The organism is Corallococcus sp. CA041A, assembly GCF_003612075.1.
Lineage (GTDB): Bacteria > Myxococcota > Myxococcia > Myxococcales > Myxococcaceae > Corallococcus > Corallococcus exiguus.
The window spans coordinates 1-20,275 of sequence record NZ_RAWF01000182.1 but is presented as its reverse complement, the minus strand read 5'-3'; the positions used below and the strand labels follow the sequence as shown (position 1 = coordinate 20,275).

Below are 20,275 nucleotides of genomic sequence, written 5' to 3'. Positions count from 1 at the left end.
CGTGCCCCACCCCAATCCCTGGCTCGTACCCCAGGCCCGCACCGAGGGCATCCTGCGTGACCGGCTGGCATCGCTGGGAGTCCCGGTGGAGTTCGGCACCGCGCTCACCGGCTTTACCCAGGACGACACCGGCGTCACCGCCACCCTCACCCGCGACGGCGCGGAGGAGACCGTCCGCGCGGAGTACCTGGTGGGCGCGGACGGCGGACACAGCCGCGTTCGCAAGGCGCTGGGCCTGACCTTCCACGGCGTCACCCACGAGGAGGAGCGCATGGTCGTGGGCGACGTGCGCGTGGACGGATTGGACCCCTCGCACTGGCATGTGTGGCCCTTCGCCACGGGCGGCATGGTGGCGCTGTGCCCGCTGCCCGACACGGGCCGCTTCCAGCTCGCCCTCCAGGTGAAGCCCGGCGCTCCCCTGCCGGAGCTCACCGAGGCCGCGATCCACCAGCGCATCCAGGAGGCCGCCCGCCCTGGCTCCAAGCTGCGACTGCATGACGCGAGCTGGCTGTCCGTGTACCGCCCCAACGTGCGCATGGTGGACCGCTACCGTGTGGGCCGCGTGTTCATCGCGGGCGACGCCGCGCATGTGCACCCTCCCGCCGGAGGCCAGGGCCTCAACACGGGCGTGCAGGATGCCTACAACCTGGGCTGGAAGCTGGGCCACGTGCTCCAGGGCGCGGACCCGGCACTGCTCGACACCTACGAAGCGGAGCGGCTGCCCGTCGCCGCGCGGGTGCTCGGGCTGTCCTCGAAGCTGTTCGACGGCATGCGGCAGGGACGCATGAAGGCCCTGAACCGGGGCGACGAGTTGCGGCAACTGGGCCTGGGCTATCGCGGCGGACCGCTCGCGCCAGAGGTTCCCGGCGACACGGCGCGGGTGCAGGCCGGAGACCGCGCCCCGGACGCCCCCTGCGTGGATGCCCACGGAAAACCTGTCCGACTGTCGGACAGGTTTCGCGGCCCCCACTGGACGCTGCTCGCCTTTGGAACCGCGCGCGCGGATGCCATCACGTGGCCCGGTGATTCCGTTCGCGTCGTCCACGTTCTTGGAAAGGGCGCGACTCCCATCCCCGAGGCCCTGTTCGACAGGGACGGCCATGCCCACCGTGCCTACGACGTGGCTCCGGGAAGGGATGCGCTCATCCTGGTTCGCCCGGATGGATACGTGGGACACGCGTCCCGGCCCGGCGACCTCGCGGCGCTGACCGCGTTCCTCACGCCGCTCCTGTCCGCACGCGCGGAGTCCGATACAGAGGCCACCGCGTAGAGGGAGCCACTCCGCGGGGCTTCGCATTTTCGCGAGGCCCATGGAGACTCTCCCCATGCCCATCCGCTCCTTCCGTGGAAGCGCCGTCCGCGCAGCGCTCGGCCTCCTGACGCTGTCCGCCTGCGGCTCCGGCGACGACACCGACCCGTCCTCCCGGCGCTTCCGCGTGCGCATCGAGAACGTGGCGCCCTTCCAGAACCTCAAGTCCGGCCGGTTCGACACGAAGATAAGCGGCACCTCACCGGGCCCGCTGGCCCCGGGCGACACCTACGAGTTCAGCTTCACCGCGGGCCGCAACCACCGCCTGTCCTTCGCCGCCATGTTCGGCGCCTCCAACGACTGGTTCTTCGGCACCGAGCCCCGGGGCATCCCGCTCTACTCCGCCGACGGGCAGCCGGTGACCGGCAACGTCACCTCCCAGGTCGTCCTCTGGGACGCGGGCACGGAGGTGAACGAAGAGCCCGCCGTGGGCGCGCACACCGCGCCGAAGCAGGCCACCTCCACGGACGGCCCTGGCATCAATGACTTCAACTCCAACAACGTGCGGCGCGTGGGCACGCAGCCCGTGCTCAGCAGCGGCCTGCCGTTCAATCTGCCCCCGCTCGCGACGATGATCCGCGTGCAGTTGGCCCACGACGCGGCCACGCAGCGCTTCACCGTGCGCATCGAGAACGTCTCCGACGACCGCAACACCCTCAGCACCTCCGAAGGCATCAAGCCCGTGCGCATCTCCCCGGGAGTCTGGGTGGTGGGCGCGGGCAATGAGCCCCTCTTCACCGAGGGTCAGCCGGACCGGGGCCAGGGCCTGGAGGCGCTCGCGGAGGGCGGCGATGCCACCACCCTGGACACCTGGCTCAAGCCGCTGAACGGCGTGGCCACGCCCCTGTCACCGGGCGTCTTCGCCGTGCACAACGCCGCCTCGCCGCTGTTCACGGAAGGCGCGCAGGACCGGGGCCTGGGATTGGAGGCGCTCGCGGAAGGCGGCGATGCCTCGCGGCTGGCCAACGCCCTCTCTTCGACTCCGCCCGCGGGCGTGAGCAAGTCAGGCACCTTCAACACGCCCGTGGACGCGGCCGCCCCCGGTCCCCTCCTGCCGGGCCTTGCCTACGAATTCACCGTCAACGCCAGCCCCGGCGACCGGCTGTCCTTCGCGACCATGTTCGGCCAGTCCAACGACTGGTTCTTCGGCCCCGACGAGCAGGGCATCGCGCTCTTCGATAAGGCCAACGCTCCCGTGACAGGCGACATCACGTCCAAGGTGTACCTGTGGGACGTGGGCACGGAGCTGGACGAGGAGCCAGCCGTGGGCCCCCACCAGGGTGCCCCCGAGTGGACCGTGGACACCGACCAGACCGTGCGACGGGTGCCCCCGTCGCGTTACGGCACGCCCCTGTCCCAGCACCTGCGCGTCACGCTTACGGCGGAGTAGTTCACGCGGGACTTCAGACGGCTTCGCGCTCCAGCGTGTCCTCGTCATCGGAGTCCACCGCGGGCTCGTCCTGGAAGGCGCTGGGCAGCAGGCTGAAGGGCAGCACCTTCGCCAGCGCCGCCAACAGCAGGATGCCGCCCGGCGCGGCGAAGATGGCCAGCGCGGGGATGGCCTTCGCCACGTCGATGAGCTGCGCGCGCATGCGCTGTCGCTCGTCGGCGGTGAGCTTCTGGCGCCGCGCCGCCTTGGTGAGCAACACCGCCAGGTCGCCCGTCTCGCGCGCCTCCTGCATGAGCCGATGGAAGTTCTTCTCCAGCGTCTCCTGCATGCCGCCCATGAGCTCCTCGCCCATGGCGCCCGCCGCGTCCGACACAGTGAAGACATCCACCAGCGAGCGGTGCCGCGCGTAGAACTCCGCCATCTCCAATTCCAGACGGCGCAGCTCCGCGTGAGGCACGTGCAGCGCACCCGCCAGCGTGTCGATGAAGGCCCGCTCCCGCCGCGTCCGCCGGCCGTCCACCAGCGCCGCCAGCAGCGCCTGTTCCAGCAACAGGTGGCGCATGTCCACGCTGCGCACGCGGCGCACCACGTCCCGCACGTCGCGCTTGCGCTCGAAGGACTGGCGCACCGCGGCCTTCACCTCGCCCTCCAGCGAGTGCGGCAGCTTCAGTCCCTCCACCTGCCGGAGGATGGCGCGGCGCGCGGGCGCGCTGGGTTCGCGGTCCACGCACGCAAGAGCGGTGAGCACGTCCACGAGCAGCGCCTTCTGCTTCGCCGCGAAGTCCCGCCGCCGCTCCGCCATCGCGCGCGACAGCCGCCCGGTCGAGAACAAGTCGATGGCCTGCCGGCAGAACAGCTGCGCGTCCGCGTACTGCGCGCCGTTGTGCAGCACCAACCCGTACACCGGGTCGCCGGCCAGCGACGGTGCCCGCTTGTCGAGCGCGTCCTCCACCCGGCCCACCATCCGCCGGGGCACCGGCAGCCCCGCCGCGAGCCGTGCGTCCAGCGCCATCGCCAGGTCCAGCTCGCCCGCCAGCACCGCGAAGAGCACCAGCAGCTGCTCCACCCGCGGGCCCTCCGGCGCGTCCATCACCCGCGCCAGGTCCAGCGCCATGCGCGCCAGCGTGCGCACCACGGCGTGGAACAGCTCATCCTCCACGGCGCGAGCAGGGACGTCGAAGGGCTCACCCCCGTCCACCGGCGAGGGCAGCGGCACGGGCGTGCCGTAGACGAGCCCCGAGGCGCGCAGCGTGCGGCGCAGGAAGGCGCGGCCCCGGGCTCGGCCGGAGGAGGTTTCCGGAAGCGGCGATGTCGGGACGGGCGCGGGGGAGCGCGCATGCGCGGCGACCACGTCCGTCAGGAGCGCGGCCAGCCAGGTCCCCCTTCCAAAAACCAGCACCGACACCGGTACACCCCACAAAAGCGTGCGGCCGGACCCCGCCGGAAGCACACGAAGCGGGGAATAACCCAGTCGCATCCGCGATGCCACCCGGCCCCAGGCCCACGGCGGCGTCCGGCAACAGATGCTGATGCATGGTGGAAAAAACAGCGCGCCCGTCCACCCAGGGCGGACGAGCGCGCGGAGACACCTGGCCAGGAAGGCCTACAGCGCGGTGGCCTTGCCCGGCTCCAGGGCGAGCACCTTGGTGGCGGCCCGGGTCTTCTTCAGCTCGGTGGTGAGCGCGTCCGGGGTGCCGGCCAGGGCGGGGAAGGTGCCGTAGTGCATGGGCACCACGGTCTTCACCTTCAGCAGCTTCGCGGCGACGGAGGCCTGCGCGGGGTCCATGGTGAAGTGGCCGCCAATGGGGAGCAGGGCCACGGTGGGCTTGAACTGCTCCGCGATGAGGGCCATGGAGCTGAAGGCCCCGGTGTCACCCGCGTGGTACAGCGTGGGGCCGTTGGCGATTTCGATGACGAAGCCCAGGGGCGCACCGGCGTACTGCGACGCGCCCTTCGGGTCCGCCTGGTAGCTGCTGGAGTGGACCGCCTCCACCAGGTGGATGGTGGCGTCCTTCACCGTGAACGTCCCGCCCGCGTTGGCGCCCATGCCCTGCGCCTCCGGCAGGCCCAGGAGGTTCACCAGCTCGAAGGAGCCGTACACCTTGGCGCTCGTCTTCTGGGCCAGGGCCTTGGTCTCACCCACGTGGTCGAAGTGGCCGTGGGACACGAGGATGGCGTCCACCGCCTCCGGCCACGTGGCGCCCTGCGGCGCCTTGGGGTTGGTGAACCACGGGTCGATGGCGATGGTCGCGCCGCCCGGCGTCTTCACCACGAAGGCGGCGTGGCCCCACCACGTCACCTCCGTCTTGCCCGCCGCCTTGCCCGCCGCCGCCTTGGCCGGCGCCTTCACGTCGGCCTTGGGAGCCGCCGGCGTCGTCGGCGTGCCCTGCGCGAAGGCCGCGCCCGCGACGCCCAGCACCGCACCCACCACCACTGCCTTCAGCTTGTTGCCCATCGTTGTCCGCTCCAGGAGGGAGGAAAGAGACGACATGTCGCCGTGCCGCCCGGGGGCACCGCACGGCCGTGGCGCGACATACCACCCCACCAGGGAGGCGGAAGGGGGCTGGCGCGTCCGGTTGCCTTGGGAAGGACACATGCCTTCATCCACCCACGGCGGGGGATTGTGGCCCCGGGGAGGATGCAGCGCGCTACGCTCGATGGTCGCGTGGACCATCGATTCCAAGTCAGCCTCCGTGGGGTCATCGACCTCCTGTCCCACCACCTGTACAGCTCGCCCGGGGTCTACGTGCGGGAGCTGCTCCAGAACGCCACGGACGCCATCCGCGCCCGCCAGTTGCTGGAGCCCCAGGCCACCGGAGCCGTGGGGCTGGAGCTGCGGGAGAAGCAGGACGGCGGGCCGCCCACCCTGCTCTTCACGGATGAAGGCGTGGGGCTGACAGAGGAGGAGATCCACCGCTTCCTGGCCACCATCGGCGAGTCCTCCAAGCGCGAGCAGCTGGAAGCCCGCCGCAACGACTTCATCGGCCAGTTCGGCATCGGCCTCTTGTCGTGCTTCATGGTGTGCGACGAGCTGCTGGTGGTGACGCGCTCGGCGAAGGGCGATGGGCGGACGCTGGAGTGGCGGGGCCGGCACGACGGCACGTACGACGTGCGCGTCTCCGAGCACCCGCTGGACGCCCCCGGCACGCACGTCTACCTGGTGGCCCGCGCGGACATGGTGGAGTGGTTCACGCCGGAGCGGGTGCGCCAGCTTGCGAAGCACTACGGCGGCCTGTTGCCCTTCCCCGTGCGGCTCACGGTGAATGGACAGACGGAGTCGCTCAACCCGGACGGTCCGCCCTGGCGCCGCTTCTACGAGACGGCGGGAGACCGGCGGCAGGCGCTGCTCGCGTACGGGCGCGAGGTGTTCGGCACGGACTTCCTGGATGTGATTCCGCTGCGTTCAGAGGCGGGAGACGTGGACGGCGTGGCGTATGTGTTGCCGGCGTCGCCGCACTTCAACGCGAAGCAGAAGCACCGCGTGTACCTGAAGCAGATGCTGCTGTCGGAGAGCGCGGAGAACCTGCTGCCGGAGTGGGCGTTCTTCGTGAAGTGCGTGGTGAACGCGAACGGGCTGCGGCCCACCGCGAGCCGCGAGTCCTTCTACGAGGACACGGTCCTGGCGAAGGCGCGCGAGGCGCTGGGACAGTCCCTGCGCAAGTACCTGATGGACCTGGCGCACGAGGATCCCCGGTCGTTGCAGCGGTTGATTGCGTTGCACGGGCTGTCGGTGAAGGGACTGGCGCTGGACGACGATGACTTCTACCGGCTGGTCATCCACTGGCTGCCGTTCGAGACGTCGCTCGGGGTGATGACGTTGGCGGACTACCGGAAGTCGTGGCCGGTGGTGCGCTACACGCCGACGTTGGACGCGTTCAGGCAGGTGGCGCGGGTGGCGGCGGCGCAGGGGCTGTGCGTGCTGAACGCGGCGTACACGCATGACACGGCGCTGCTGGAGAAGCTGCCGCACGTGGTGCCGGAGGCGCAGGTGGCGCCGTTCTCGTCGGCGGACCTGCCGCAGAGCTTCGAGGAGCTGACGCTGGACGAACGCGAGGCCGTCTACCCGCTGCTGCGTCTGGCCGAGCGCGTGCTGGCGCCGTTCCGCTGCGGGGTGGAGGTGAAGAAGTTCTTCCCGGCGGAGGTGCCCACGCTCTACAGCTCGGACGCGGAAGGGGCGTTCAAGCGGGACGCGGAGCGGGCGCGGGAGGAGTCGGACGACCTGTACGCGGGCGTGCTGGACGGGGTGATGGCGGGCACGGGCGGGCAGGAGCGCGCGTTGCTCTGCCTCAACCTGCACAACCCGGTGGTGCGCAAGCTGGCCGCGGTGGAGGGGCGGGAGTTGCTGAAGCTGTCGGTGGAGATGCTCTACGTGCAGGCGCTGCTGTTGGGTCAGCACCCGCTGAACGCGCAGGAGATGGCGCTGCTGAACCATGGACTGCTGGGGCTCATCTCGGCGCGGCTGGATGAAGGCGGCGGCGGGAGTGGGTCGTCAGGTCCGGGCTCGCGGGGGATGCACTGATGGTGGACTGGCATCAGCAGGTGGAGGCCCTGCGAGCGCAGGCGGAGGAGCTGCCGGAAGGCGACGCGAAGGTGCGCGCGCTGGAGGAGGCGGTGCGGCTGACGGACGCGCACGGCGACGTGCCGCTGGGGTACGAGCTGCGGGATTCGCTCATCGACGCGGCGACGTTCGGGGGCTATCCGGACAAGGCGCTGGTGGCGTTCGCATGGTGCCGGGGGCAGCAGAAGAAGGACCCGCAGCGGTTCGACCCGGAGGACATGCTCTGGAAGCAGAAGTGGGTGGTGGGCCGGCTGGACGAGTTCCCGCACATCAGCCGCAAGCAGATTGCCGACGCGCTGGATGACGTGGAGCAGAGCTTCGCGAAGTTGGACGCGGGCAAGCGCGCGGCGCTGAAGCTGCGCTACCAGATGGCCCGCGACATGGGGGACACGGAGGAGGCGGAGCGCCTGTGGGAGGCGTGGCTCGTCACGCCCAGGGACCACCTGACGGACTGCCGCGTCTGCGAGCTGGACGACGAGCTGGACCACCATGTGGACAAGGGCGAGTGGGAGCAGGCCATCCAGAAGGCGAAGCCCATCCTGGACGGGCGTCAGTCCTGCGCGGAGATCCCGCACCTGACGTTGGGCACGCTGCTGTATCCGTTCTTCAAGCTGGAGCGGATGAAGGAAGCGCGGGACTGCCACATGCGCGGCTACGCGATGGTGGCGAAGAACCGCGAGTTCCTGGCCACAGTGGGAGAGCACCTGGAGTTCCTGGCGCTGACGGGCAACCTGTCGCGCGGACTGACGCTCTTGGAGAAGCATCTGGGCTGGGCGCTGGAGCACTCCAGCTATCGGGACCGGTTCAGCTTCTACACGGCGTCGTCGTTCCTGCTGGGGCAGGTGGTCGCGGACGGCCGGGATGAGGTGAGCCTGCGACTGCCGCGCGCGTTCGCGTTGCACGCGGTGGACGGGGGCTATGGGACGCGGGCTCTGAAGGACTGGCTGGAGTCGCAGGCGAGAGACATCGCGGCGCGGTTCGATGCGCGCAATGGAACGAAGCGGTTCACGGGATTGCTGGCTCGCAATGAAGTGCTGGCGAAGGAAGCGCGGTTGTTCCCGTTGGATTGAAGGGGTGCATCAGCATGAAGGGCTCAAGCTGGATGCCTGTCGCCATCACCTGGTTCCTCCTTCTTCCGCCCCAGGGCCGGGCTGAAGACACAGAGCTACCTCCTCCGGGAGACTGTACCAAAGACGTCTGGCGCGACTTGAGCAAAGCAGTTGGCACGGCATGCAAGACTCAGAGCATGAACTGTGACGAAACGATGTCCTGCGTGGACTTGACGGTTCGATGGAATCGTTTTGAGCGGTGCATCGAGGCGCGCAGGACCTTGATGAACCGCTGCTTTCGCGGCGGCGACCTGGCGCACAAGGGTGCCCTCGCCACATATGAACGAGGCCAGGCTGAGTGCACGAAGTTGATTCGTGTCCGCTGTGGTCCCAATGAGCAATGCAAATGAGCGATGACGCTCTCCGCCAGAGCATTGAGCATGCATTCTCGGATGTTCCCCGCCCCGAGAAGAAACGCGTCGCCTATGCACGCGGTGCATGGGAGACACCCAAACTCGTTCGGGACTTCGGGGGGCGCCACTGGAAGGACGTCCCAGTTGAGAAGGTGCGCGACCATGCGGCGCATCTCTCGCTTTTCAGCATGGAGGCACTTACCTACTACCTTCCGGCATATCTCAGCGCGGCGCTCGTGGATCCTGATGTGCGCGGCTTTCTCTTGTCCTCATTAAGCATCCCCGACGAGACACAGCCAGACCTGCGCGCCTTCTTCCTTCGCAGGTTTGATCGATTGAGCCCGCCCCAAAGGAACGCCATCCGGATGTTCCTCATCCACATGAGGGACGCATCCACTTCGCCTATCTCCAAGCAGTCCTGGTCCCAAGCGTTGGAGACGTATTGGGACCTACCCGCGGACTGACGTCCGCGCTCAGCCACTCGTATCTAGCTGCCAGGGCCATCCAATAGCCCCCGAGGAAGCAAGCCAGGGGACCTCGCTTCGAAGCGTCGAACATCCTTGACGAGTTCCCGGACAGACGCGTCGCGCAGGTGCCCTCGGTAAGCCAGTGTGTCTTCACACCGGAGACGCAACCACTCGACATCCCCAGTAGGGACGTCTGGCCCCTTCAAAAGCCCGTGAAGAACTCCGGCCAGGTCGCGAACCCATTGGTCCTTCTCACTCATCCGTCGTGATTCCGTAGATTGGCGCATGGAAGCCGCGCTCTACATCGACCCGAACATCGCCACTGCTTTGCACCGCCATCAGGATCCGGGCGTCCCCGATCCGCATCCACCACTCGCGTTCGCCGAGTTGCTCGATGTGGAGCCAGTGGTCGACAACCAGTTCGTCAAACACCCCTTCGTTCTTCACGGCTACGTCACCGGATGGACGATGCGCCAACAATCGCCATTCCCGGCCAGGGGACGCAGCAAGGCGGAGGGCCCGTTCAGCTTCGTTCTCATTCTTCTCGCTCATGACTCATACCCCGAGGTCATTCCATGAGCAGCGTTCGAAGAGCCAGCGCTCAACGAGGTTCTCAACGTACTGCTGCGAACCTCCACTCCGGCCGTCCAAATCGCGTGGGGAGAGCGTCAGGCGTTCGACTCCCACCAGCCGGATGTTTTCGATTCGCAGCGGGTTGCCGGATGCGAGCCGTTCAGTCCACGAACGAAACGTTCTCTCCAGGGAATTCAGTCCCATGAAACACGCCATTCCTAAGGTGTTCTCGAGCGTGCTTCATACTCTGCGATGTAATGCTCAACAGGATAGGCCGTGCCAGTTACATGGAACTCGCCGGTCACCCTGTCTACAATCAAGGGTGCATTCCCGCCTACCGCAAAGGCCGGGTCCCCAGTTTCCACATGCCGCTTCGAGGCATAGAAGAAAACCCATCCGAACTCACGCTCGATCGTGCGCTCATCGAGAAGAATCAACTCCCCCCCAGCTTGAGCACTCACTCTACGTACGTAGGCATCCACCAGCTCACGTGCTTCATTTCGATTCATCTTCCACCTGCTTTCGCCGCGCCCATCCATCTACCCCGAGTCGGGCCGAAGGTCGCCGACCCGGCCAGTCTGAACGATTTCCTGGATGCCAGACGCAATGCGCTCCCGCGTGACGGAAGCGACGACCACGAGATTCCGCTCAAGAAACACCCTACCGCCCATCAGCGCCTCATCAACATCCTGGGTCAAGCGAGTAGGGTCGTACACGGTGAGGGTGTACCGACGCCCCTGAATCACCGCGACGACGCCGGGGAGCCAGCCTTTGGCCTCGACCTCCCAATCGGAGTCCTCGAAGCCAGGAGGGAACTCCAGGACGATGTTGCTCATGACGCTCACAGTGGATTGAGCGGCTCGGTCACGCGGAGTGAGCACCCCAGGGCCCTGAGGGCCTTGAAGTAGGGCATGGAGCGCATCTCAGGGCATTTGAGGACCGCCTCCTGGAACTCCATGGGCGGCACGTACCCGTGCGCGTCGATGTAGTGGACGATCATCGTCGGAGCGATGAAGACCTTCGTCTCCCCGGGGATGAAGACGTTCGCATTCCCGGCGGCGTCCCCCGCACCAAAGTAGGACGTGCCCGCGAGCCTCCCCACGAACTGGCAAAGCGAGCACACGTGGATGCCCGCGAACGCCACCGGAGGCTGCCACGGATTCCCACACAGGCGGAGCAGCGCCTTGAAGAACTTCTCGTCCACGGTGCCCTGGGGATAGGCGTGCCCCTTTTCAAGCCAGCCCACCGCGAGCGACGACTGCTCCCATTGGCGCATATAGCCACAAGGGGTCAGGTCTTGAAAATGAGACATCTGAGTGACGCTCCTCTGTCTGACACTCGCATCTATCTGCTAGTCCCATCCAGCAGCCCCCGAGGAAACAAGCCAGGGAACTCGACTTCGAAGGCTCGAACATCCTTGACGAGGTGCCGGACAGACTCGTCGCGCAGCTGCCCTTGGTATTGCAGGGTGTCTGCACATTGAGCACGCAACCACACCCGCCATCTCGACTCCGACCAATTCAAGTCCCCAGCAGCCGCTGAAGGGCCTCCCGGAGAATCGGCAGGTACTGCCCTGAAACCTCCACCTGGAATCCACCGTCGACTCCAAGCGCACTCGATGCCCGAGCGTCGAGCAAGACTTCGATTGAGCTTTCACCGACCATCCACCTTGTCACGCCACCATAGTGACAAGCCCCACTCTCCGTACACAGACAGTAGGTATCCATCCCACCTACTCTATCCTGATCGTCGAACGAGAGGGATTTCTGGATCTCAAGGCGCATGCCAGCGCCGTCGTGCCGTTCCGCGAGAACAACTGCATACGTGTTGATGTCCTGCATCTCGTCGGCACCAACCGCAGCTGCATGAAATTTCCGCATATCACCGTCCTCCTGCGGCCCAAATCTTCACTGGAGCGGGATGCGTTCCGCCGTGATGCCGCGGATTGGCGCATGGAAGCCGCGCTCTACATCTTCATTCTCGTTCTTGTCGCTCATGACGCTCACCGTCTCGGAGACGCACCGGGTCCAAGCATTGGAGACGCATTGAGACCCGGCGGAATGACGCCCACGCTCAGTGCTTCAACTTCGAGAACGGATTGTTGAACGGCTCCGGCTTCTTCTGCGGCGGAGCCTGCGTCGCGGGCTTCTGCGCGGGCCGCTGCTGCTGCGCCGGTGCACTGGTCGCGGGCTTCGCCTGTGCCGGCCGCCCTGACGGCTGCGGCGCCCCACCTTCCAGCACCGCCCGCACGGACAAGGCCAGACGCTTGCGCACCAGGTCCACGGTCAGGACCTTCACCGTCAGCCGGTCGCCCACCTTGGCCACCTCCGACGGGTCCTTGATGAAGCGCGCCGCCAGCTGCGACACGTGCACCAGGCCGTCCTGATGCACACCCACGTCCACGAACGCGCCAAACGCCGTCACGTTCGTCACCACGCCCTGCAACACCATCCCCTCCTTCACGTCCTCCAGCGTGCGCAGGTCATCCCGCGTCGCGTGCGCCGTGAAGTCTCCTCGAGGGTCCCGGCTCGGTTTCTCCAGCTCCGCCAGGATGTCCTTCAGCGTCAGCTCGCCCAGCTCCGGCCCCAGGTAGCGCTTGGCTTCAATCTGACGCACCAGCGCCGCGTTCCCCACCAGCGATGCCACGTCCACGCCCAGGTCCTTCGCCATGCGCTCCACGACCGTGTAGCGCTCCGGGTGCACCGCGCTCGAATCCAGCGGCTCCGGCCCACGCACCCGCAGGAAGCCCGCCGCCTGTTCGAACGTCTTCGGCCCCAGGCCGCTCACCTTGAGCAGCTCCCGCCGCGTGGTGAAGCGCCCCTTCGCCGCCCGGTGCGCCACCAGCTTCTTCGCCAGCGACGGCCCCACGCCGGACACGTGCTCCAACAGCTGAGGTGACGCCGTGTTCACGTCCACGCCCACCGCGTTCACGCACGAGTCCACCACCTCGCCCAGCTTCTTCTTCAAGAGGCCCTGGTCCACGTCGTGCTGGTACTGCCCCACCCCGATGCTCTTCGGGTCGATCTTCACCAGCTCCGCCAACGGGTCCTGCAAGCGCCGCCCGATGGACACCGCCCCGCGCAGCGACACGTCCATCTCCGGGAACTCATCCCGCGCCACCTCCGACGCGGAGTAGATGGACGCGCCCTGCTCGCTCACCGACACCACGGGGACCTGCACGCCCATCGCCTTCAGCGTGTCCCGAGTGAAGACCTCCGCCTCGCGGCTGCCCGTGCCGTTGCCCACGGCGATCAGCTCCGGCTTGTGCTTGCGCACCACCGCCTCCAGCAGCTTCGCCGCGCGCGCCCGCTCGTCCGCGCTCCGCTCCGAATAGAGCGTCGTCGTCTCCGCCACCGACCCCGTCACGTCCAGCATCACCAGCTTGATGCCCGTGCGAAGCCCCGGGTCCAACGCCAGCACCGCCCGAGCCCCGGCCGGCGCCGTCAGCAACAGGTGCCGCAGGTTCTCTCCAAACACCCCGATGGCGCCCTTGTCCGCGCGCTCCTTCATCTCCGCGCGCAGCTCCGACTCCAGCGACGGCCCCATCAGCCGGTCCCAGCTGTCCTCCACCGCCGCGCGCAGCTCGCCCGCGAACAGCGACTGCGGCCGCGTCACCACGCGCCCGGTGAAGAGCCCCTTCACCTCGTCGTCCGGCAGGCCCAGCTTCACCTTCAGCACGCCCTCCTCTTCCCCGCGCAACAGCGCCAGCACGCGGTGGGACGGGGCCTGCGACAGCGGCTCCTGGTGGCCGTAGTAGTTCTCGAACTTGGTCGTCTCGCCCTTCTTCGCGGGCACCACGTCCGAGCGCAGCGAGCCCCGCCGCGCGCAGATGTCGCGGGCCTCGCGGCGCAGCTTCGCGTCCTCCGCCACCCGCTCCGCGCAGATGTCCCGCGCGCCCGCCAGCGCCTGCGCCACGTCCGCCACGCCCTTGTCCGCGCTCACGTACGGCTTCACGCGCGCGTCCAGGTTCTCCCCGCGCTGGCCCTCCTGCTTCCACACCAGGTCCGCCAGCGGCTCCAGCCCCTTCTCCCGGGCGATGGCCGCGCGCGTGCGGCGCTTGGGCTTGTACGGCAGGTACAGGTCCTCCAGCTCCGCGCGCGTGCGCGCCGCCTGGAGCGCCTTCTTCAGCTCCGGCGTCAGCTTCCCCTGCTCCTCGATGCTGCGCAGGATGGTGTCGCGCCGCCCGTCCAGCTCCGCGCGCTCCCTGGCCTTGTCCAGGATGGACTGGATTTGAACCTCATCCAGCCCTCCCGTGGCCTCCTTGCGGTAGCGCGCGATGAAGGGGACCGTGCCTCCCTCTTCGTGCAGTGCGAGGGTCCGGTCCACCTGCTCCGGCTTGATGCCCAGCTCCTGGGCCAACGCGGCGGCATAGACGTGCATGGCGCCCGTCTATACCCCGGTCCGCTCGCGCCTCCCAGAGACGCGCCGCTCGCCTACTGCCGCACCAGACGGATGACGTCCAACGCCACGTTGTAGCCCGTGCTCGCCGCGTTCTTCCCAACAGTCGTGAACGTGAACGCCTGGGGCTCCAGGTCCGTGAACGTCACCGTCCCCAGCTCCACCTCCACGAACTGCGTGGTGGCGGAGTACTCGTCCCGCGTCCCGCCCACCACCACCCCGTTCACGTCCAGCCGGTACTGCCCCCGCCCGTTGTTGCGCTTGGTCCGTACCCGCACCGCGAACGTGCCCACCGTGCGCGGATGGAGCGTGTACGTCACCTTCGCGCCCACCGCGCTCGTGTTGTGGTAGCGCACCCCGCCCAGATCAGGCCCGGCCTCCACGCCGGTGGACGACGGGTCCGGGGTGCTCGTCGGCTTCAGGTTCTCCGCTTGGTACACCAGCACCCTCGCGTCGTGCTCCACCGCGCGTCCCAGCCGCTTCTGCACCTGGTCCACGTAGAGCGACTGCGGCACCAACTCATTCCCGGACTGCGCCACCTCCGCGAAGTCCGCCGGGGCCGTCTTCGTCGTCACCGACACGTCCACGCCCGTCGCGCTGCCGCGCATCCCAATCACGTACCCCTGCCCGTACTGCTGCGAGCGCACCACGCTCGTGCCCCCGTACGACGGCGGCTTCGCCCCGTTGGTGTTCCAGAACACGCTCTCCGTCGTGGTGACGCCGTGGCTCGTGGTGCCGTAGGGCGTCCGGTCCGCCGCCTCGAAGCGCTCCAGGTACAGCGTGGTGTTATCCACCAGGTTCGCCGCGCTCAGGTGCATGTGGAAGTCGGACACCTTCTCTCCGTTGGACACGCGGTTGTTGAACAACACGTTGCCGGTGGTGTGCATGGAGCGGAAGTCGAAGTTGTGCCGCCCGCCGTACGACACGCTGTCCTTCACCAGGCTGTCGCTGCTCCGGATGGAATACAGGTACCCGTTTCCGCCACCGCCCTTGTACTGGGGCTTGTTGATTTCACACCCCTCCACCGTGACGTTGCGCGCTTGGTTCAGGTCGATGCCGTTGGACAGCACGTGCACGTCCTGCGTGTTGGAAGGCGGCCGGTAGGAACCCACGCCGCGCACCCAGCCGTCCACCACGTGGTTCATCAAGAGCGCCGTGGACTCGTGCACCTGGTACGCACCGGTGCCCTGCACCGTGTAGTCCTCCTCGGACAGGCCCGGCGTGGGATTCTCCCGCATGCCGATGGCCAGGTGCTCCACGCCCACCTCCGACAGGTGCGCGGGCACGCGGTACACCCGCGCCGCGTCGCGCATCAGCAGCCCCTGCCGCAGCGGGATGTCCAGCGTCAGCATCCGCGTGGCCGCGTCCACCGCCACCACCTGCCGGTAGAACGACGGTCCGGGCAGCGACGTCCACGTCGTGCCCATGTTCAGCTCCGCGCTGCGCGCCGCCGTCAGGTCCGCCCGCACCACCACCCACGTGCCCACGGTGTAGCCGGACACGCTCGCCACCTGGACGTGCGTCGCCTGATTGGGCGCGTCCTGCGTCAGCGCCGTCGCCGCCGTCGAAGCGGACGTCCAGGACACCGTCGTGTCGCGCGGGCCCACCTGCACCACGCGCTTGCTGCGCATGTCCGTGGCGGAGTTGTAGAGGAACGTGGACGTCGCGCCCTGCCCGCGCAGCACCACGTTGCTGTATCGGATGAGCAGCGCGTACGGCTTGCCCGCGGGCGGTGCCACCCGGTACGTGCCCCGAGGCAGGTACACCACCCCGCCGCCCGCCACCGCCCCCGCGTCGTCGAGCGCCTGCTGCAACACCGCCGTCACGTCCGACGCCCCCGTGTTGTCCGCGAAGTACGGCGCCTGCGTCACGTCCAGCACCCGGTCCATGCGCACCGGCGGCTCCTCCTGCCGCATCCGGTAGCCCGCGTAGGAGAAGTCATGCAGGAACCGCGACGTGTTGCCCGGCTGCGAGTACCCGGGCGTCCACGTCGACGGGTACAGCACGCTCCGCCACGGCGCCGCCTCCGCCACTCCCACGGCCGCGATCAGCCCCGCTCCCAGCAGTCCCTGCCATCCCTTGCGTGAGCCCACGGTGTGCTCCTCCCCGGTGTCCCGGGCTCCCTCAATGGAAGCCTTATCCAAGGAAAACAGCACAAAGCGGAAAATTCACAAAGCCCTTGAGACATAAAAAGGGCCGCGCGGGAGTTCCCACGCGGCCCTTCGCTTCAGCTCATGCGCGTCCGGCTCAGGCCGGCTGGATGTCGCTGTTCTTCACGCGGAAGGTCTTCGCGGTGAACTTCGCCTCCAGCTCGCTGTCCGCGCGCTTGGAGTAGTCCTTGGCCACCTCTGCCGCGGGGATGAGGTGGAAGGTGGCGAGCGTCTCATCCGCCTTCACCTCCACCAGCACGAAGCCATGCGAGTCCGCGTCCGCGAAGCGCAGGCCCGAGTTGGACGCCATCAGCGTCTTCTCCATCTCCACGACGGCGTGCTGGTACACCGGCGCGCCCGTGGCGTAGCCCGCGCCAATCAGCGCCAGGCTGGCCAGGCTCTTGATGGAGCCGGAGGTGATGCCCGGCGCCGTCAGCACGGGCACGCCCTCCTCCACCGACGCGAACGACGCGTGGATGTCCCCGGAGATGAACAGCGTGTTCGTCACGCCCGCGGCCTTCAGCGTGTTGAGCATCACCTTCTTCTTCGTGGGGAAGCCGTCCCACTGGTCCACGCTGAAGTAGAAGCGCTGGCGCAGCGTCGGGTCCGTGATGTCCGCCTGCTGCCGGAAGTCCCAGATGAGCGCCGACAGCGACGTGGAGCTCACCACCATCTTCCAGGTGTTCGTCGCCGTGGTCATGGTCTGCTGGAACCACGCCTCCTGGTCCGGGCCGAACACGTCCTCGCTCTTGCCCTGGGACAGCTGGTACTTCACCGCCGCGAACAGGTCGAACGTGTCCTTCACCACCACGTAGCGCGAGCCCTGGATGTTGAAGAGCGCCGCCTTGCCCATGTGCGCGTACGCCAGGCCCCGGGGCTTGTCCGCGGGCGGAATCACCAGCGCCTTGTTCACCGCCGCCAGCACCTGGTTCACGTAGTAGAGCGCCACCGGACCGGCCACCCACTTGCCGGCCTTCTGCGCGGCCTCCGCGTCCGTCAGGCCCGCCGCCTTCGCCTGGCTCAGGTACACCGCCTGGAGCACCTGCTTCTGGTTCGCGTACGCCGCGTCGTCGATGTTCACGTACGCGAACGTGTCCGCCTGGAACGTCGCCTTCACCACGTCCGGCTGGCCCTGGAGCGCCGCGCCCAGCAGCGTCGCGTCCAGCGCCACGGTGCCCGGGTAGCCGTCCTCCGGGATGAGGTGGTCCGGCCGGTAGCTACGGTAGTCCGTCACCAGCAGCTTCAGGTGCTTGCCGTACTCGAAGTCACGGTAGATGCGTGAGTTGGGGAAGCGCGGCTCGCTACCCACGTCGATGGCGCCCGCGGCGGACTGCACCGTGTCCAGCGGGATGTACTCCAGGAAGGCCTGCTCCGCGTTGAGCTTGCGGTCCAGCTGCGTCTCGTCCCGCTTGCCGTCCTCGTACGTGGCCACGTCCTGCCAGCAGTCGTCGGAGAACTCGTGGTCGTCCCAGACGATGATGAACGGGTAGCGCTCGTGCACCGCCTGCAGCTGCTTGTCCGTGCGGGTCGTCTTGTAGAGGTCGCGGTAGTTGGAGAGCGAGTTCGCCGCCAGGTACGAGGTGAGGCCCGCGCCCTGCGGCAGCGCCCCATCCGGCTCGCTGAAGCGGATGCTTCGGCCGCCATCGCCGGACTGGAAGGACGTGTCGCCCGTCGTCTCGTAGACGTAGTCGCCCAGGAACACGATGAAGTCCAGGTCCGCGTCCAGCTGCAACAGCCGCTGCCAGGCGTTGTAGTAGCGGCCAATGAAGTCCTGGCAGCTGGCGAAGACGAACTTCACCGGCACGTCATCCCCCGCCGCCGGCGCGGTGCGCGTGCGCCCGGTGCGCGTGGTGTGCTTCTGGCCGTCCTTCTCGTAGGAGAAGCGGTAGTAGTACGTCGTGCGCGCGGACAACCCGGTGACCTTCACCTTCACCGCGTGGTCATGCTCCGCCAGCGCCGACAGGTCCGTCTTGTCCAGCACCAGCGTCTTGAAGTCCTCCGACGGAGAGACCTCCAGCCGCAGCGGCAGGTCAGAACCGGCGCGGTCCTTGTCCTCCACGCGCACCCACAACACCACGCTGTCCGGACGCGGATCCCCCGACGCCAACGACTGCGGGAAGTAGGGCGAGCCATCCGAAGTCTCCGTCGAGTCGTCGTCGGAGCATCCAAAGGTCGTCGTCGCCGCGACAGCAACCACGGCTTGCAGGAACGTGCGGCGTTTGAAGGGGTTGAACAAGGCGATGGACTCCAGCGGGAAGCAGGGGTGGAGGGGCTCCCGGACCCCGAAGTCTAGAGGCCCTCCTCCCTCCACACGAAACATCCCGGCGACAGGCCGGTGATGACCGTGCGCGTCACAATCCCGCAATCCCTCTCACGGTGAAGAAAAAGGGGCCGGCCCCATCACTGGAGACCGGCCCCTTTTCTACTTCACCCACCGCGCCGCTCCCCCCGGAGGTGCGCGGCGGACCATTTCCGCGAAACGCTTCGCGATTACTTCACGGCCTTCACGCGCGGGCGCTTCTCACCTTCCGGCGGCTCGCTGGGGGCGTCCGCGGCGGGCGCCGCACCCGCGGGCTTGCCGATGCCGTACTTCTCCAGCACCAGGGCCTCGACCTCCTTGTAGGTGTCCGGGTGCTCGCGCAGGTACTCCTTCGCGTTCTCCCGGCCCTGGCCGATGCGCTCTCCCTTGAAGGAGAACCAGCTGCCGCTCTTCTCGATGATGTTGTCGTTGGAGGCCAGGTCGATGAGGTCGCCCTCCTTCGAGATGCCCGCGCCGTACATGATGTCGAACTCCACCTCCTTGAACGGAGGCGCCACCTTGTTCTTCACGACCTTCACGCGGGTGCGGCTGCCCACCACGTTCTCGCCGTTCTTGATGGCGCCCACGCGGCGGATGTCCATGCGCTGCGACGCGTAGAACTTCAGCGCGTTGCCGCCCGTCGTGGTCTCAGGGTTGCCGAACATCACGCCAATCTTCATGCGGATCTGGTTGATGAAGATGACGCACGTCTGGCTCTTGGAGATGGTGCCCGTGAGCTTGCGCAGCGCCTGGCTCATGAGGCGCGCCTGCACGCCCATGTGCGCGTCGCCCATCTCGCCTTCCAGTTCCGCCTTCGGCACGAGCGCGGCCACCGAGTCCACCACCAGCACGTCGATGGCGCCGGAGCGCACGAGCATCTCCGCGATTTCGAGGCCCTGCTCACCGGTGTCCGGCTGGGACAGGAGCAGGTCGTCGGTGCGCACGCCCAGCTTGCGCGCGTAGCCCACGTCCATCGCGTGCTCGGCGTCGATGTAGCCGCACACGCCGCCCTTCTTCTGCGCTTCCGCGACGATGTGGAGGCACAGCGTCGTCTTGCCGGAGGACTCCGGCCCGAAGATTTCGATGATGCGCCCGCGCGGCACGCCGCCCACGCCCAGGGCGATGTCGAGCGAAGTGGACCCCGTCGAAATGGCCTGGACGTCCTTCATCATGGGCTCGTCGTTGCCGAGCCGCATGATGGAACCCTTGCCGAACTGACGCTCCACCGCCGCCAGCGCCAGCTCGATCGCCTTTTCCTTCTCCTGATTCACGGCCATTTCTCGTCGCTCCTTGGAAGAGTGGACCACCCCGGTCCACCTGAACGCGCTTTTAGTACGCGATGGGTAGACCCTAGTCCACCCCTCTGACATCCGTTTTGGGTCCTGGCGGTCAGCTCTTGCGCAGGGCAGCCAGGAAGGCGGCCACCAGCCCGCCCAATCCGGCCGCCCAACCCGCCGGAACCTCTGGCACCAGCACCATCCCCAACCCCATCCCGGACACCACCGTCAGCAGCGCCAGGGCTCCGCGATACAGGGGAGAGCCCACGGAGGCAACCGTCAGCACGGTCAGGGTCAGCAGGGTCAAAAGCCCCTGCAGGATGAGCAGCCCGCCAGGCACGACGACGCCCGTCAGCCCCAGCACCACCTGGAGCGCCAGCGCCCCCAGCCCC

The 20,275-nt window shown here is 67.8% G+C and carries 17 protein-coding genes and 1 pseudogene; 7 read left to right on the top strand and 11 right to left on the bottom strand.

Going from position 1 to position 20,275, the window contains the following annotated elements; translation table 11 throughout:
* Positions 1 to 1,270, top strand: a 1,270-nt coding sequence (locus D7V77_RS28090; protein WP_120579378.1) for an FAD-dependent monooxygenase, incomplete at its 5' end; no start/stop codon positions are given.
* 55 nt (positions 1,271 to 1,325) lie between these two features.
* On the top strand, positions 1,326 to 2,699 hold the full coding sequence (locus tag D7V77_RS28085; protein WP_120579377.1) for a spondin domain-containing protein: 1,374 nt from the start codon (positions 1,326 to 1,328) through the stop codon (positions 2,697 to 2,699).
* A 13-nt stretch (positions 2,700 to 2,712) separates the two neighbouring features.
* On the opposite strand, the gene D7V77_RS28080 is transcribed toward D7V77_RS28085, so the two are convergent.
* Together D7V77_RS28080 and D7V77_RS28075 are read right to left on the bottom strand one after the other, a co-directional pair.
* Complete coding sequence (locus D7V77_RS28080) at positions 2,713 to 4,104, bottom strand: TerB family tellurite resistance protein (protein WP_233597275.1); 1,392 nt, start codon at positions 4,102 to 4,104, stop codon at positions 2,713 to 2,715.
* Positions 4,105 to 4,302: 198 nt separating this feature from the next.
* Positions 4,303 to 5,154, bottom strand: coding sequence for a metal-dependent hydrolase (locus D7V77_RS28075; protein WP_120579376.1), 852 nt, complete (start codon positions 5,152 to 5,154; stop codon positions 4,303 to 4,305).
* A 210-nt stretch (positions 5,155 to 5,364) separates the two neighbouring features.
* On the opposite strand from D7V77_RS28075, the gene D7V77_RS28070 reads away from it, so the two are divergent.
* The 5 genes from D7V77_RS28070 to D7V77_RS43345 all read left to right on the top strand — a co-directional run bounded on the left by D7V77_RS28070 (position 5,365) and on the right by D7V77_RS43345 (position 9,765).
* Complete coding sequence (locus D7V77_RS28070; protein WP_120579380.1) at positions 5,365 to 7,218, top strand: HSP90 family protein; 1,854 nt, start codon at positions 5,365 to 5,367, stop codon at positions 7,216 to 7,218.
* On the top strand, positions 7,215 to 8,327 hold the full coding sequence (locus D7V77_RS28065) for a hypothetical protein (protein ID WP_120579375.1): 1,113 nt from the start codon (positions 7,215 to 7,217) through the stop codon (positions 8,325 to 8,327). Before D7V77_RS28070 ends, D7V77_RS28065 begins: the two co-directional genes overlap by 4 nt.
* Positions 8,328 to 8,341: 14 nt before the next feature.
* Complete coding sequence (locus D7V77_RS46015) at positions 8,342 to 8,716, top strand: hypothetical protein (RefSeq protein WP_120579374.1); 375 nt, start codon at positions 8,342 to 8,344, stop codon at positions 8,714 to 8,716.
* On the top strand, positions 8,713 to 9,183 hold the full coding sequence (locus tag D7V77_RS28055) for a DUF6714 family protein (protein WP_147452181.1): 471 nt from the start codon (positions 8,713 to 8,715) through the stop codon (positions 9,181 to 9,183). Before D7V77_RS46015 ends, D7V77_RS28055 begins: the two co-directional genes overlap by 4 nt.
* A 288-nt stretch (positions 9,184 to 9,471) precedes the next feature.
* Positions 9,472 to 9,765, top strand: coding sequence for a hypothetical protein (locus D7V77_RS43345; protein ID WP_147452180.1), 294 nt, complete (start codon positions 9,472 to 9,474; stop codon positions 9,763 to 9,765).
* Positions 9,766 to 9,977: 212 nt separating this feature from the next.
* On the opposite strand, the gene D7V77_RS28045 is transcribed toward D7V77_RS43345, so the two are convergent.
* The 9 genes and pseudogenes from D7V77_RS28045 to D7V77_RS43870 all read right to left on the bottom strand — a co-directional run.
* Entirely contained in the window at positions 9,978 to 10,268 is a 291-nt protein-coding gene (locus D7V77_RS28045) for a YrhB domain-containing protein (protein ID WP_120579371.1), read from the bottom strand.
* 30 nt (positions 10,269 to 10,298) lie between these two features.
* A complete protein-coding gene (locus D7V77_RS28040) occupies positions 10,299 to 10,595 on the bottom strand; it encodes a hypothetical protein (RefSeq protein ID WP_120579370.1) in 297 nt (98 codons plus the stop codon).
* A 5-nt stretch (positions 10,596 to 10,600) separates the two neighbouring features.
* On the bottom strand, positions 10,601 to 11,035 hold the full coding sequence (locus tag D7V77_RS28035) for a hypothetical protein (protein WP_120579369.1): 435 nt from the start codon (positions 11,033 to 11,035) through the stop codon (positions 10,601 to 10,603).
* A 244-nt stretch (positions 11,036 to 11,279) separates the two neighbouring features.
* Complete coding sequence (locus D7V77_RS28030) at positions 11,280 to 11,639, bottom strand: Imm10 family immunity protein (protein ID WP_120579368.1); 360 nt, start codon at positions 11,637 to 11,639, stop codon at positions 11,280 to 11,282.
* A 193-nt stretch (positions 11,640 to 11,832) separates the two neighbouring features.
* A complete protein-coding gene (locus D7V77_RS28025; RefSeq protein WP_120579367.1) occupies positions 11,833 to 14,139 on the bottom strand; it encodes a Tex family protein in 2,307 nt (768 codons plus the stop codon).
* 53 nt (positions 14,140 to 14,192) lie between these two features.
* Entirely contained in the window at positions 14,193 to 16,250 is a 2,058-nt protein-coding gene (locus D7V77_RS28020; protein ID WP_120579379.1) for a right-handed parallel beta-helix repeat-containing protein, read from the bottom strand.
* Between the two features lie 154 nt (positions 16,251 to 16,404).
* On the bottom strand, positions 16,405 to 18,627 hold the full coding sequence (locus D7V77_RS28015; protein ID WP_120579366.1) for an alkaline phosphatase: 2,223 nt from the start codon (positions 18,625 to 18,627) through the stop codon (positions 16,405 to 16,407).
* Between the two features lie 170 nt (positions 18,628 to 18,797).
* Entirely contained in the window at positions 18,798 to 19,883 is a 1,086-nt protein-coding gene (gene recA, locus D7V77_RS28010) for a recombinase RecA (protein WP_120561791.1), read from the bottom strand.
* A gap of 112 nt (positions 19,884 to 19,995) precedes the next feature.
* Positions 19,996 to 20,275 (bottom strand): annotated as a pseudogene (locus D7V77_RS43870) (hypothetical protein); the annotation flags it as partial.